17 protein-coding genes are annotated in these 13,804 nt (G+C 72.3%); 12 read left to right on the top strand and 5 right to left on the bottom strand.

The annotated features are described in order from the left end of the window. The first annotated feature begins 87 nt into the window (after positions 1–87). The 6 genes from DX116_RS19080 to DX116_RS20525 all read left to right on the top strand — a co-directional run bounded on the left by DX116_RS19080 (position 88) and on the right by DX116_RS20525 (position 4,148). On the top strand, positions 88–948 hold the full coding sequence (locus DX116_RS19080; RefSeq protein ID WP_119705886.1) for a hypothetical protein: 861 nt from the start codon (positions 88–90) through the stop codon (positions 946–948). A gap of 111 nt (positions 949–1,059) precedes the next feature. Further along, positions 1,060–1,632 (top strand): hypothetical protein, encoded by a 573-nt coding sequence (locus DX116_RS20190; protein WP_199716173.1) that lies wholly within the window; start codon positions 1,060–1,062, stop codon positions 1,630–1,632. 12 nt (positions 1,633–1,644) lie between these two features. Next, complete coding sequence (locus DX116_RS19070; protein WP_119705885.1) at positions 1,645–3,018, top strand: sensor histidine kinase; 1,374 nt, start codon at positions 1,645–1,647, stop codon at positions 3,016–3,018. Further along, positions 3,015–3,659 (top strand): response regulator, encoded by a 645-nt coding sequence (locus tag DX116_RS19065; RefSeq protein ID WP_119705884.1) that lies wholly within the window; start codon positions 3,015–3,017, stop codon positions 3,657–3,659. The genes DX116_RS19070 and DX116_RS19065 overlap by 4 nt, the downstream gene beginning before the upstream one ends. Before the next feature lie 13 nt (positions 3,660–3,672). Then, the gene (locus DX116_RS19060; protein WP_119705883.1) at positions 3,673–4,047 is read left to right on the top strand and encodes a thioesterase family protein; all 375 of its coding nucleotides are present in this window, start codon (positions 3,673–3,675) and stop codon (positions 4,045–4,047) included. Positions 4,048–4,073: 26 nt separating this feature from the next. Continuing rightward, positions 4,074–4,148: a 50S ribosomal protein bL37 gene (locus tag DX116_RS20525; RefSeq protein ID WP_369797015.1), complete on the top strand. Its 75-nt coding sequence runs from the start codon at positions 4,074–4,076 to the stop codon at positions 4,146–4,148. Between the two features lie 77 nt (positions 4,149–4,225). Here DX116_RS20525 and aqpZ read toward each other — a convergent pair whose 3' ends face one another. From aqpZ to DX116_RS19035, 5 genes are all read right to left on the bottom strand, one after another. Next, positions 4,226–4,936: an aquaporin Z gene (gene aqpZ, locus DX116_RS19055; RefSeq protein ID WP_233556954.1), complete on the bottom strand. Its 711-nt coding sequence runs from the start codon at positions 4,934–4,936 to the stop codon at positions 4,226–4,228. Between the two features lie 199 nt (positions 4,937–5,135). Beyond that, a complete protein-coding gene (rsrA, locus tag DX116_RS19050) occupies positions 5,136–5,417 on the bottom strand; it encodes a mycothiol system anti-sigma-R factor (RefSeq protein ID WP_119705882.1) in 282 nt (93 codons plus the stop codon). Then, entirely contained in the window at positions 5,414–6,046 is a 633-nt protein-coding gene (locus tag DX116_RS19045) for a sigma-70 family RNA polymerase sigma factor (RefSeq protein WP_199716202.1), read from the bottom strand. The genes rsrA and DX116_RS19045 overlap by 4 nt, the downstream gene beginning before the upstream one ends. A 119-nt stretch (positions 6,047–6,165) precedes the next feature. Next, positions 6,166–6,888 carry an SOS response-associated peptidase gene (locus DX116_RS19040; RefSeq protein WP_119705880.1) on the bottom strand — a complete coding sequence of 241 codons (723 nt, stop codon included), beginning with the start codon at positions 6,886–6,888 and terminating at the stop codon, positions 6,166–6,168. A 52-nt stretch (positions 6,889–6,940) separates the two neighbouring features. After that, positions 6,941–7,594, bottom strand: coding sequence for a hypothetical protein (locus DX116_RS19035; protein WP_119705879.1), 654 nt, complete (start codon positions 7,592–7,594; stop codon positions 6,941–6,943). Positions 7,595–7,722: 128 nt separating this feature from the next. Here DX116_RS19035 and DX116_RS19030 point away from each other — a divergent pair, with 128 nt between their 5' ends. From DX116_RS19030 to DX116_RS19005, 6 genes are all read left to right on the top strand, one after another. Next, complete coding sequence (locus DX116_RS19030) at positions 7,723–9,393, top strand: sigma-70 family RNA polymerase sigma factor (RefSeq protein ID WP_233556969.1); 1,671 nt, start codon at positions 7,723–7,725, stop codon at positions 9,391–9,393. Between the two features lie 70 nt (positions 9,394–9,463). Beyond that, positions 9,464–9,949: a DoxX family protein gene (locus tag DX116_RS19025; RefSeq protein ID WP_119705877.1), complete on the top strand. Its 486-nt coding sequence runs from the start codon at positions 9,464–9,466 to the stop codon at positions 9,947–9,949. A 36-nt stretch (positions 9,950–9,985) separates the two neighbouring features. After that, positions 9,986–11,269, top strand: a complete 1,284-nt coding sequence (aroA, locus tag DX116_RS19020; protein WP_119706001.1) for a 3-phosphoshikimate 1-carboxyvinyltransferase — start codon at positions 9,986–9,988, stop codon at positions 11,267–11,269. 14 nt (positions 11,270–11,283) lie between these two features. Continuing rightward, positions 11,284–12,321: a ribosome small subunit-dependent GTPase A gene (gene rsgA / locus DX116_RS19015; RefSeq protein ID WP_119705876.1), complete on the top strand. Its 1,038-nt coding sequence runs from the start codon at positions 11,284–11,286 to the stop codon at positions 12,319–12,321. 49 nt (positions 12,322–12,370) lie between these two features. After that, entirely contained in the window at positions 12,371–13,294 is a 924-nt protein-coding gene (locus DX116_RS19010) for an inositol monophosphatase family protein (protein WP_119705875.1), read from the top strand. 59 nt (positions 13,295–13,353) lie between these two features. Next, on the top strand, positions 13,354–13,785 hold the full coding sequence (locus DX116_RS19005) for a CBS domain-containing protein (RefSeq protein WP_119705874.1): 432 nt from the start codon (positions 13,354–13,356) through the stop codon (positions 13,783–13,785). Positions 13,786–13,804 lie beyond the last annotated feature (19 nt).

Below are 13,804 nucleotides of genomic sequence, written 5' to 3'. Positions count from 1 at the left end.
CATCGGACACTGGCGAGTCCGACCTCGTGGACGGGACCGTGGACCCACCGCGTCAGAGGGACGCGGCACGTCCACGAGGGAGTACCCGTGTCCACCATCTCCATCCGTCGCGCCACACGCGCGGCTGTCGCCCTGGTCGCCGTCGTGGCCGCGGTCGGCTCGGTGCCGTCCGCCGCGCAGGCGAAAACCGATGCCACCGGCGACTTCACCGTCGTCCTGAACGGCACGACGTACCACCCGGCTCCCGGCAAGGACGTCAAGGTCTCCGGCGTGACACCGGCCGGCCCCATCGCCGTCACCGGTCGCCACGTGACGTTCAGGATCGACCCGTCCACGCTGGGCGTCTACGACTACTCCCTGACCGGCGCCGCGAGCCCCGACCGGATGGTCGCCAAGCCCACCGTGATCTTCGCGTCGAAGGTGCCGGTGCTCACCGCCGCACAGCGTGCTGGCACCAAGGTCAAGCAGCTCGAGGTCAAGGACGGCACCGTCGTCATCACGTTCGCGGCAGCGGGCGGCACGCTGAAGGTGCAGGCCAAGGACGCGCCGACCGGCGGCATCTTCCAGATGGAGCCGGAGTTCGCGTCGAAGGTCGAGCTGGTCCACACCTTGGGGTCGACGCTGTTCTACTTCGTCAACCCGTACACCGGCAAGATCAACTTCGGCGACGGCATCGATGCGGTCTCCCCCGCGCAGAGCGCCACCGGCTACCACCAGATGCTGCTGGGCAAGGACAGCCCCCAGGTCGCCGCGAAGCTGTTCCAGGACGGCACCACCACCCGCTGGGGCGTCGACCCGGGAGGACGCCTCGGAGGCGTGCTCGGCGAGGACGCGATCGAGCTCTCGGCCGGCGCGACGAGCTGCACCAGCAGGTGCCAGGCGCAGAACCAGGTCCGCGGCTCGCTGCCCGTCCCGCCGCTGCCGACGAACCCGACGCCGATCGGCTGACGCCGTCTCGTCCGGCGGGTCCTACGACCATCGGACGATGGCGACTCCGACTCGTCACCACCGAGGCTCGAAAAGACATCGACCCCAGCACGACCTACGAGAGGAACGATCATGCAACGACTCATCATCATTGCCACCGGACTGGTGGTGGCGGCGGTCCCGACGGTGCTCGGCGTCGTCGGCAACACCTCGCTGACCACCAGCGTGCCGCTGAAGCCCGCCGCCGTCACGAGCGCCGCACCCACCACGCCCTCGGCCACCACGCCCTCACCCGTCACGCCCTCGCCCACGACGGCCACGCCCAGTGCGGCTCCGCCTGCCTCGGTGCCCTCCGCCACGGACGACCGCGGTCACGGTGGGCGCCACGCAGAACCGGGCGACGACAAGGGCGGGCGCCGATCCGGCCGGCACAGCGAGCCCGGCGACGACAAGGGCGGACGCCGAGCAGGGCGTGACGACGATCGCGGGGGGTCCGACGACGGAGCCCACCACCAGCGCCACACCGGGACCGACGACACCAAGGTCGACGACGGAGCCCATCAGCAGCGCCACACCGGCACCGACGACACCAAGGTCGACGACGGAGCGCACCGCGACGGACGCGACGACAGCGGCCGTCACGGCGGCGACGACGACCGCCGCGACGGTCATACTGGATCGGATGACCACGGCAGTGACGACTGACAGCGAGACGGCATGACGTCCACGGCGCCCTCCGGGGTGCCGTGGCTCGTGTTGTCGGCGGGAGATCCTCCGGCACCCCCTGAGCCCCCGCTGCGCTCGCGCCGCGTCTACCTGCAGGTGGTCGCGCTGACGCTCGTCGTGCTGGTCGTCGTCGGCTTCCTCGGGTCGGCCGCCGCGCGACGCGTGGCCGAGCGCGAGGCCGTCAACGACGCGGCCCAGCGCGCGGGCATCCTGGCGGACGCCGTCGTCGAGCCGGCGCTCCTCGACAGCGTCGTCGACGGTGACCCCGCGGCGATCACCCGCCTCGACGAGGCCGTGCGGTCGAACATGCTGGGTGCGTCGATCGTCCGGGTGAAGTTCTGGCTGCCGGACGGCACGATCGTCTACTCCGACGAGTCTCGGCTGGTCGGACGCACGTTCGACCTCGGCCCCGACGAGCGTGCCGTGCTGAAAGATCCCGCGACGCGCGCCGAGGTCACCGATCTCGACGAGCCGGAGAACGAGTACGAGCGCGGGCAGGGCAAGCTGCTCGAGGTGTACCGGCCGGTGACCACGCCCGACGGCCACCGTCTGCTGTTCGAGACGTACGCCCCCTACGACGTCGTGCTCGCCCGCAGCGGCGATATCTGGCGCGGATTCGCGGGCATCACGGTGTCGAGCCTCATCGGCCTGCTCGTCCTGATGCTGCCCGTGCTCTGGCGCCTGCTCGACCGGCTGCGTCGTGGTCAGGCCCAGCGTGAGGAGCTCCTGCGCCAGGCCCTCGACGCGTCCGACGCCGAACGACGACGCATCGCGGCCACCCTGCACGACGGTGTCGTCCAAGAGCTCGCAGCGACCTCGTTCGCCGTGTCCGGCGCTGCGGCCACGAGCCGGGCCGCCGGTCACGGCGAGCTGGCCGACACGCTCGACGAGGCGGCCGTCGGTGTGCGGACGGGCATCGGCGGCCTCCGGTCCCTGCTCGTCGACATCTACCCGCCGACACTGGCCGAGACCGGCCTCGTGCCGGCACTGCGGGACCTGGCCGACGGCCTGCAGACGCGCGACATCTCCGTCCGCACGGTCCTCCCCGACGCGACCGACCGGACGCTCGATCGCGACACCGAGCGCCTCGTGTTCCAGGTCGCGCAGGAGTGCCTGCGCAACGCGGCCCGCCACGCGCAGGCCACCGAGGTCAGGCTGACGTTCACGACCGACGCGCACGCCGTGACGCTCGAGGTCGCCGACGACGGTGTCGGCTTCGACGTCGACGCAGCGCTCGCGCACCCCGAGGAGGGGCACTTCGGCCTGCGCCTGCTCATCGACGCTGCCGAGCGCCACGGGGCGGCGCTGCTGGTCGCGTCCACCCACGACGCCGGCACCCACTGGCGCCTGGAGGTGCCTCGATGACGACGTCCGTCCTGCTCGTCGACGACCACCAGCTCGTGCGCGCGGGGCTCGTCGCGCTCGTCGACAGCACGGACGACCTCGCGGTCGTCGGCCAGGCCGCCGACGGTCGCGAAGCGGTGCGGGCCGCGGGGGTGCTGCAGCCCGACGTGGTGCTGATGGACCTGTCGATGCCGGTCATGGACGGTGTCGAGGCCACCCGCCAGCTCGTCGCCGCCATGCCGGACGTCCGCATCGTGGTCCTCACGTCGTTCTCCGACCAGGGACGCGTCGCCGACGCACTCGCGGCGGGCGCGATCGGATACCTCCTGAAGGACTGCGAGCCCGAGCAGCTGCTCGCGGCGATCCGGTCGGCGGCGCTCGGCCACACGCCCATCGATCCTCGAGTGGCCCATGCGCTCCTGCCCCGACGGCCCGAGCCCGGGGAGGTCGCCGCGTCCGAGCTCAGCCCGCGGGAGGCCGAGGTGCTGCGCCTGGTGGCCGACGGCCTGGCCAACAAGCAGATCGCACGCCGTCTCGGCATCACCGAGCGCACCGTCAAGGCCCACGTCGGCAGCGTCTTTCGGCGCATCGGCGTCGGCGACCGGACGAGCGCGGCGCTCTGGGCTCGCGACAACCTGCCCGTCCAGCAGCCCGAGAACTGAGTAGATTGGGGGGATGATCGAGACCGCGAGCGTCACCCACGTCGTCACGGCGGACGACACCGCCCTCGCGCTGGGATCGGGCGATCTCGAGGTGCTGGCGACGCCGCGCGTGCTCGCCTGGATCGAGGAGGCGACGTGTGCGGCCCTCGACCTCCAGCCCGGTCAGACCAGCGTCGGCACCCGCGTCGACCTCGAGCACCTGGCGGCGAGCCCCGTCGGCGCCGAGGTCACGGCCACCGCGACCGTCCTGCTCACCGACGGCCGGTTGGTGCGGTTCCAGGTGGTCGCGCAGGACGCGTCCGGCACCCTGCTGGCGTCCGGCGAGGTGCGCCGAGTCGTCGTCGACCGGGAGCGCTTCCTCTCGCGGATCACCCCTGTGGGAGACTGAACCAACGTCTTTCGAGGAGGAACACCATGGGCAAGACCGGCCGCAAGCGTCGTGCACGCCGCAAGAAGGGCGCCAACCACGGCAAGCGTCCCAACGCTTGACCTGAGCGCACCTCGTGCACCGAAGCCCCCGTCCTGATGGACGGGGGCTTCGTCGTGCCGAGGCGCGGGACGGGCGACTACGCCTCGTCGCCCAGTACGAGGGCGTGCGCCACCCCGGCGATCGCCGCGCCGATGACGGGTGCCGCGACGAACACCCAGACCTGCGCCAGCGCGTCTCCACCGGCGAACCAGGCGACACCCAGCGAGCGGGCGGGGTTCACCGACGTGTTGCTCACCGGGATGCTGATGAGGTGGACCAGCGTCAGCGCCAGTCCGATCGCGACGCCCGAGAACCCGGCTGCGGCACGCTTGGACGACGCCCCGAGGATCACCAGGACGAAGAAGGCGGTGAGCACGACCTCGGTGGCCACGACGGCCCAGAAGCCGTATCCACCGGGCGACCGGTCGCCGAAGCCGTTCGAGGCGAAGCCCGACGCGGACGCGCTGAAGCCGTCCTTGCCGCTGGCGATCGCGAGCAGCAGCGCCCCGGCGAGGGTCGCCCCCACGACCTGCGCGACGACGTAGCCCGGGGCGTCGCGCCAGGCGAAGCGGCGAGCGGTCGCCAGGCCCACCGTGACGGCCGGGTTGAAGTGGCCGCCCGAGACCGGGCCGAAGGCGTAGGCACCGGTCAGGACGGTCAGGCCGAAGGCCGCCGCGATGCCGGGCGCCCCCACCTGGTCGCCGGCCAGCACGGCGGTGCCGCACCCGCCGAGGACGAGCCAGAAGGTGCCGAGCAGCTCGGCGGAGAGCTTCTGCGAGGTGGAGGGGTGGGTGGTCAGGTCGTTCACGGCGGTTCCGTTCTCGAGGGCAGACGACCGGCGCCGTCCGCGGGAAGGTGCGCGTGGACCGCACCACCCGTTAGACGTCGCGAGGCGCCCGATCCTCACGCGCCGGGCGACGTCGTCTGCGTCACTCCCCGCACATGACGACGCCCACGGCCCGTCCGCGAGGGACGAGGCCGTGGGCGTCAGGCAGGACGACGCAGGGTCAGACGATGCGCTGCTCGGTGATCTGCACCTGCACCGTGCGGATCGACAGCAGCACCTTCTCGCGCAGCGGATCGGGCGCGGTCTCGGAGCACGAGCGCGAGACCAGGCTCTTGACCACCCTCTCGAGGTCGTACTCGCTCAGGCACGAGGTGCACTCGTCGATGTGCGTCTGGATCTCGGCGCAGCTGGCGGTGTCGATCTCGCGGTCGATGAACAGGTACAGGTTCTCGAGCGCCTGCTCGCAGTCGGGACCCTCGCACGGGTTGCTGCCGGCGGTCATGCCTTGTCACCTGCTGCCGTGACGGCCATGCCGCGGTCGCGGGCATAGTCGGCCAGCATCTCGCGAAGCATGCGGCGTCCGCGGTGGAGCCGGGACATCACGGTGCCGATCGGCGTGTCCATGATCTCGGCGATCTCCTTGTACGGGAACCCCTCGACGTCGGCGAGGTAGACCGCGTAGCGGAAGTCGTCGGGGAGCGCCTGGAGCGCGTCCTTGACGTCGCTGTCGGGCAGGTGCTCGAGCGCCTCCATCTCGGCCGACTTGAGACCGGACGGTCCGTGCGACTCGGCCCGCGCGATCTGCCAGTCCTCGATCTCGTCGGTGACCTGCTGCGGCTGGCGCTGCTTCTTGCGGTACGAGTTGATGTAGGTGTTGGTGAGGATGCGGTACAACCAGGCCTTCAGGTTGGTGCCGGGCTTGAACTGGTGGAAGGCGCTGAACGCCTTCGAGAACGTCTCCTGGACGAGGTCCTCGGCGTCGTGCGGGTTGCGCGTCATGCGCAGCGCGGCCGAGTAGAGCTGGTCGAGGAACGGCAGGGCGTCGGCCTCGAAGCGCGCCTGGCGCTGCTCCGGGGTCTCGGTCTCCCGTGCGTCGGGAACGTCGGGGCTCTCAGGGGTGACGGTCATCATCTCCCAGCCTACTCCCGGGACCGACGGCCTGCGCAGTGGCGTGATCGTGCGATCGACCACCGGATGGGTCTGTGTCAGCATGTGTCCTCCTGTGGGGTTCAACCCCCGTGGACGACGTGCTATTCCGCGGCGATCGGGACGATCAGCTCGGGTCCGTTGTTGCGGACGTTGTTGACCGCGGTGGAGACCGGGAAGGCGTCGAGACGTCCGGGGGCCGCCGGGACCAGCAGCCCCAGCAGCTCGTCGGTGCTGCGGGGCGCGGGGTCGAGCCACTCGTCGAAGGCCTGCGGCTGGAGGAACAGCGGCATGCGCTCGTGGACGTGCCCGAGATCGTCCTCGGCGGTGGTCGTGAGGATCGTGAAGCTGACGACCCACTCGTCGGCCTCGCGGTCCTTCCAGAACTCGTAGAGCCCGGCCATCGCGAGCACCGAGCCGTCCTTGGGGGTGATGTAGAACGGCTGCTTGGCCGGCTTCTTCTCGCCCTCGCGCGGCTGCGCGGCGTACCACTCGTAGTAGCCGTCGGCGGGAACGAGTGCGCGGCGCTGGGCGAAGGCCTTCTTGAAGGCGGGCTTGTCGGCGACGGTCTCGGAGCGGGCGTTGATCATCCGGTTGCCGATGGACGGGTCCTTGGCCCAGCTGGGGACGAGGCCCCAGCGAGCGGTCAGCAGCTCACGTCGTGCGGACGCCGACTCGTCGCCGCGCCGTGCGATGACGACGGGAGCGAGCTTGGTGGGGGCCACGTTGTAGTCGGCCTCGAGCTCGACGAAGGAGGTGGCCAGGTCGGCCTCGAAGGCCTGGTGCAGCGTGGCCGAGGTCTGGGTCGTCGCATATCGCCCGCACATGCGCTCAGCGTGCCACACGGCGCCGACAGCATCGAGGGTCCGACCGCGGCTGCTACTCGCCCAGGCCGGCGAGCACCTGCGCGACCCCGTCGACCGAGGCCGGGAGGCGCTCGACCCACAAGCGCGGCTGTGCGCCAGCGCCGAACGCGCGGTCGAGCAGCACCCCCAGCAGATCGAGCGCGAGGTCGTCGGCCCGCTCGCGCGCCGCCAGCGCCGCGAACCGGCGGACCGACAGCTGAGCCACCGTCTCGTCGCCGACGAAGACCGTTCGCAGCACCTCGGCGACGTCGAGGGCCCGCAGCGCCTGCTCGATGTCGTTGCCGTGCGCCGCCCGGGGCAGCTCGACGACGACGAGGGCGTGCGAGTCGGCCGCGCGACGTCCTCGGCTGCCCGCACCGCGGTAGATCTCGGCGAGGCGCGACCTCAGGTACGGCACCGTCGCCAGCGACGTCAGCGGGTCGTCGCACGAGATGTCGGCCAGCCCCACGAGCGAGGCGTCGGCCCAGGCCAGCGCCGCGGCACGAGCCACCTCGAAGTCGGGCGCGTCCGGACGGTAGGCCCGCTCCACGTGGTCGAGGACCTCGTGGAGCGGGACGCCCGTCTGCGCTGCACTCGCTCCCACCTCGTGTGCAACGCCTTGCGCGTCCGACCTGCCGCCGCGGGCGGCGTCGCGCAGGCGCTCGACGTGCGTTCCCTGGTCGGACATCGAGCTCCTTTCGCGATCGGACACACATGAGACGGACGACCCGGCCGGTCGTGACGCGGTTCCGGCCAGAAAAACGTGACCGCTGCGGAGCCGGGTCGTTGAAGCACTGGGAGGACACCGTGACGCAGATGCTGAGTGCCATCGACGAGTCGAGCGACGCCGAGCTGATCTCGGCCGTGCGCGACGGCGACGCCGACGCCTTCGGCGCGCTGTTCGGACGCCACCGCGACGCCGCCGAGCGGCTCGCGCGTCAGCTCACGCGCGGCACGGACGTCGACGACCTCGTCGCCGAGTCGTTCACCCGGATGCTCGTGATGCTGCAGTCGGGACGAGGCCCCGACGAGGCGTTCAGGGCCTACCTGCTGACGTCGATCAGGCGGCTGCACATCGACCGCATCCGCGCCCGCAACAAGACCTGGTCGACGGCGCACGAGGCCGAGCTCGACCGCGTGGTCGAGTTCATCGACCCGGCCGAGATGACGTTCGAGCACGGGGCCGCCGCGGTGGCGTTCGCCTCGCTGCCCGAGCGGTGGCGCCTGGTGCTGTGGCACCTCGACGTCGAGGGCGACCGCCCTGCCGACGTCGCGCCCCTGCTCGGCATGACGCCGAACGGCGTGTCCGCACTGGCGTACCGGGCGCGCGAGGGTCTGCGTCAGGCCTATCTCCAGGGACACCTGGCGCCGCCGCTGCACGAGGGCTGCCGGCGCACCGCGGGGATGCTCGGCGCCTACGTGCGCAAGTCGATGTCGGCGCGCGACACCGCCAAGGTCGAGGCGCACCTCGACGACTGCAGCCGCTGCACGGGCCTGCTGCTCGAGCTGCGCGAGGTCAACGCCAACCTGTCGGGCGTGCTCGGCCCCGCGGTGCTGGGCGCGGTGTTCGCCGGCTACGTGGCCGCCGGTGCCGGCCTCGCCGCCCTGGGGGCGGGCACCGCCGCGGTCCTCGGGGCCAAGACGGTGGCGGCCGGTGCGGCCAAGCTCGCGGTCGTCCCCCTCAAGGTCGTCGGCGGCACGCTGGCCGGCGCCGGCACGCAGGGCGTCGTCGCGGCAGCCGTCGTCACGGGCGTCGCCACGGCGGGCACGGTGGCCGTCACGACCGACTTCGGCCGCGGACCGGCCGCGCGGACCGTCCTGGCTCCGGCTCCGTCGGCGCCCGGCACGCCGACGCCCGTTCCCGACGGCGGGAGCCCGGCCTCGGCGCCGACGACGAACGCCGACGCCGAGCCGTCCGCAGAGCCGGCGACCACCCCGTCGACGCCGTCGGCCGAGACACCGGCGGCCCAGCCCGTGCCCGACGCGAGCCCGTCACCGTCACCGTCGCCCGACGCCTCCCCCGAGACCGCCGAGATCGACGAGATCGACGAGCCGGTCGACACCGACCCCTCCGCGACGCCGGCTCCTGTCGAGACGCCGGTGGTGCCGACCGACTACGGCATCGAGGGTCTTGCCGTCACCGACGGCGACGGCCTGCTCCAGCGCAGGTTCACGGTGCCCGTCGTCGCGGCCACCGCGGGACGCGCCGCGGCGCAGCCCGTCACCATCACGGTCCAGCTCGTCCGTCCGGTCCGGCTCACCGACGTCGTCAGCACCGACTGGGACTGCGGCTCCACCCCGCGCGACCGGGCCGTCACGCTGCTCGTGTGCACCACGACGCCGTCGCCCGGCCAGGGCGCGACGCTCGTCGTCGCGGCACGGGGCGTCCGCCCCGAGGGCACCGCGCGGCTCAGCTCGCCGGGCGATCCCGACGCGGCCAACGACGCGGTGTCGTTCCGCGCGGGAGCGCAGCTGCTGCTGCTCTGAGGCCCGCACGCCACCAGGTCGGGTCGGCCGCCGGATGTCTGCCGCGCCGGATGTTTGATAGGACAGAGCCATGACCCTCCTGCGCGCCGTGGCCCGTCCGATGCTCGCCTCGATGTTCGTCGTCGGCGGCGCGGCGGCCCTCAAGGACCCCGGCCCACGGGCTGCCAAGGCGCAGCCCACCGCCGACCTGATCAAGCGGCTCTCCCCCGGCCTGCCGGTCAACGGCTCCAACCTGACCCGGGTCAACGGGGGTGTGCAGATGGTCGCCGGCCTGGCCTTGGCCACCGGCCACTTCCCGCGGACGGCTGCGCTCGTCCTGGCCGCGACGCTGCCCCCCACCACGGTCGCGGGGCACTCGTACTGGAACGAGGCCGATCCCGCCGCGCGCACCAACCAGCGCATCCACTTCCTGAAGAACCTGTCGATGACCGGCGGGCTCCTGATGGCGACGCTCGACCCCGATCCGCACAAGAAGTTCATCGGCCGCCGTGCCAAGGACAAGGTCACCGCGGCCGCGGGCTCGGCCGCCGACCAGCTCGACCACCTCCGCCGCTGAACCCCGTCGCGGCCACGCGCCGATAGGGTGACGGTGATGACCGATCCGCTGCCCTGGCCCGCCCCCCACCGCTCCTCGCCCTTCGTCGGCGAGGCGCTGGTGCCCGGCTCGAAGTCGCTGACCAACCGGGTGCTGATCCTCGCGGCGCTGGGTGACGGCCCGTCGACGATCACGCGCCCCCTCTCCTCCCGCGACACCGAGCTGATGGCGGCGGCGCTCACGGCGCTCGGCGCCACCATCGATCGCGACGGCACGACCTGGACCGTCTCGCCCATCGGCTCGGCGGGCTCCGGCGCCGCCACGGTCGACTGCGGGCTCGCCGGCACCGTGATGCGCTTCGTCCCCCTGCTGGCGGCCCTCGGCGACGCCCCCGTGACCTTCGACGGCGACGAGCACGCCCGCGTACGTCCGATGGCCTCCACCATCGCGACGCTGCGCAGCCTCGGCGTCGAGGTCGACGACGACGACCGCGGGTCGCTGCCGTTCACGGTGCGGCCCACCGGGCACGTCCGTGGGGGCCCGGTCTCGATCGACGCCTCGTCGTCGAGCCAGTTCGTGTCCGCGCCGCTGCTGGTGGGCGCCCGGCTCGCCGACGGCCTCGACCTGCGCCACACCGGCGCGACCCTCCCGTCGATGCCCCACATCGAGATGACGGTCGCCGAGCTGCGCCGCCGCCGCGTGCGCATCGACACGCCCGAGACCGCACGCTGGGTCGTCCACCCCGGCCCGATCGGCGCCCTCGACATCGAGATCGAGCCCGATCTCTCCAACGCCGGCGTCTTCATCGCTGGCGCCCTGGTCACCGGCGGCAGCGTGCGCATCCGCAGCTGGCCGCACCGCACCGACCAGGCCGGCGACGCGTGGCGCACGATCGTCCCGGCCTTCGGTGGCACCGTCGAGCGCGACGGCGACGACCTGGTGTTCTCGGCCGGCTCGACCCTCGACGGCGTCGAGCTCGACCTGCACGACGTCGGCGAGCTCACCCCCGTCGTCGCGGCGATGGCCGCGCTGGCCGGCGGTCCGTCGCGCCTCGCCGGCGTGGCGCACCTGCGCGGTCACGAGACCGACCGCCTCGCCGCCCTCGTCGCCGAGATCAACCGGCTCGGCGGAGACGCCGAGGAGACCGACGACGGCCTGCTGGTGCGTCCCCGTCCCCTGCACGGCGGCACGTTCCGCACGTACGCCGACCACCGCATGGCCCACGCCGCCGTGGTGCTCGGACTGCGGGTGCCCGACCTGCTCGTCGAGGACGTCGCCACGACGGCCAAGACCTACCCCGACTTCGCTCCCGCCTGGGAGCGCCTCATGACGAGCGACTGACGGCGGCCCGGGTCATGGCCAGAGAACGCGACGAGCACGACCGGTTCGAGCGCCCGCGCCGGCACACCAAGCCGCGCACCAAGGTGCGGCCCAACTACGACGCGGCCGCCACTGCCCGGGTCGTGACGATCGACCGCGGCCGCTACACCGTGACCCTCGACCCTTCGACAGGCTCAGGGAGCGGGAGCGACCCTTCGACGGGCTCAGGGAGCGAGAGCCGCGTCATCACGGCCATGAAGTCGCGCAACCTCGGTCGCAAGGGCGTCGTGGTCGGCGACCACGTGCGCGTGGTGGGCGACGTGTCGGGCGACGAGGGGTCCTTGGCACGCATCGTCGAGGTGACCCCGCGGCGCACCGTCCTGCGTCGCACCGCCGATGACGACGACCCCGTCGAGCGCATCATCGTCGCCAATGCCGACCAGCTCGTGATCGTCGCGGCGCTCGCAGACCCTCCGCCGCGCGCAGGACTCATCGACCGGTGCCTCGTGGCCGCCTTCGACGCCGGCATGCAGCCGCTGGTGTGCCTCACCAAGTCCGACCTCGGTTCGGCCGACGAGCTCGTCGCGATGCTCGAGCCCCTGGGCGTGAAGGTCGTCGTGACGCGGCAGGGCGGCGACCTCGAGGTCGTCCGCGACGCGCTGCGCGACCGCACGAGCGTGCTGGTGGGCCACAGCGGCGTCGGCAAGTCGACGCTCGTCAACGCCTTGGTCCCCGATGCCAACCGCTCGGTCAGCTACGTCAACGCCGTCACCGGACGCGGTCGGCACACGTCGACGTCCGCGATCAGCCTCGAGCTGCCCTTCGGCGGCTGGATCATCGACACGCCGGGCATCCGCTCGTTCGGCCTGGCGCACGTCGAGGTCGACGACCTCATCAAGGCCTTCCCCGACCTGCAGGACGCGGCCCGCGACTGCCCGCGCGGCTGCCTGCACACCGCCGCCGAGCCCGAGTGCGCCCTCGATGCCGCTGTCGCCGACGGCTCGTTGGCCCGCGAGCGGGTCGAGTCGTTCCGCCGCATCCTCGACAGCATGAACCAGCGCGACGACTACTAGGGCGGGTCCTGCGGCGTCCGCGGGCCGGTGAGGCCGTAGCCTGTGGGCCATGGCTCACTCGTACGGCGACGACCTGCGTCTCGCCCACGTGCTCGCCGACAACGCCGACAGCTTGTCGATGGAGCGGTTCCTGGCGATCGACCTGCAGGTCGACACCAAGCCCGACATGACGTACGTGACCGAGTCCGACCAGGCCGTCGAGACCGCGATCCGGCGCACGCTCAAGTCGGCGCGCACGCGCGACGTCGTCCTGGGCGAGGAGCAGGGCGAGCAGGAGGGCACGAACGGGCCCGGCGGACGCCGGTGGATCGTCGACCCGATCGACGGCACCTCCAACTTCGTCCGCGGCGTCCCGGTATGGGCCACCTTGATCGCGCTCGAGGAGGACGGCGAGATCGTGGCGGGCTGCGTGTCGGCGCCGGCACTCGGACGCCGTTGGTGGGCCAGCAAGGGCACCGGCGCGCACACCGGCAAGTCGCTGCTGTCGTCGCGGCAGATCCGCGTGTCGCAGGTGAGCGACCTCGAGGCCGCCTCGCTGTCGTACGCCTCGCTCGGCGGGTGGGACGCCATCGGACGCGGTCAGGCGTTCGCGGCGCTGATGCGACGCTGCTGGCGCACGCGCGCCTACGGCGACTTCTGGTCGTACATGCTGCTGGCCGAGGGCGCGGTCGACATCGCCACCGAGCCCGAGCTCAACCTGTGGGACATGGCGGCGCTCGACGTCATCGTGCGCGAGGCCGGTGGCACGTTCACGAGCCTGGCGGGAGCGCCGGGACCCTGGGGCGACAACGCCCTGGCCACCAACACGCGCCTGCACGACGCCGTCATGGCGTACGTCGGTCACTTCCCCGACGACGGCCCGCTCGACCTGTCGTGGACCGACGAGCCGGAGGACGACGGGGCGACCGCGCCCGAGCGCGACAACGTCCGTGCCTTCGACTTCACGCGCGAGCCGGCCGACGAGGCTCCCTGACCCTCGCCTCCGGAGTGTGACCGGGGTTACAGTGCGAGGAGCCGACGAAGGAGCCCCGCATGCGCGTCCACGACGTCCTGGCCTCGAAGGGAAGCACCGAGGTGTTCACGATCGCGCCGACCGTGACGGTGCGTGAGCTGCTCGACGTGCTGGCCGAGCGCGACATCGGCGCACTGGTGGTCAGCGACGACGGCGCACAGATGCTCGGCATCGTCTCGGAGCGCGACGTCGTCCGCAAGCTGCGCGACGTCGAGAACGCGCGCGACACCCGGGTGGCCGACATCATGACCACCGACGTGCGGGTGTGCTCGCCCGACGACGCCTTCACCGACCTGATGGCGATCATGACGCAGCACCGTGTGCGGCACGTGCCGGTGCTCGACGACGGACGGCTCGTGGGCGTGCTCAGCATCGGCGACGCCGTCAAGCACCGCATGGAGCAGCTCGAGTTCGAGCGCGACCAGCTCTCCAGCTACGTCGCCGGCGGCTGACCCACGCCCCGCCCCCTTC

The organism is Aeromicrobium endophyticum, from assembly GCF_003586285.1.
GTDB lineage: Bacteria > Actinomycetota > Actinomycetes > Propionibacteriales > Nocardioidaceae > Aeromicrobium > Aeromicrobium endophyticum.
Note: the sequence above shows the minus strand (reverse complement) of the source record. Positions and strands in the feature narration are given on the sequence as shown.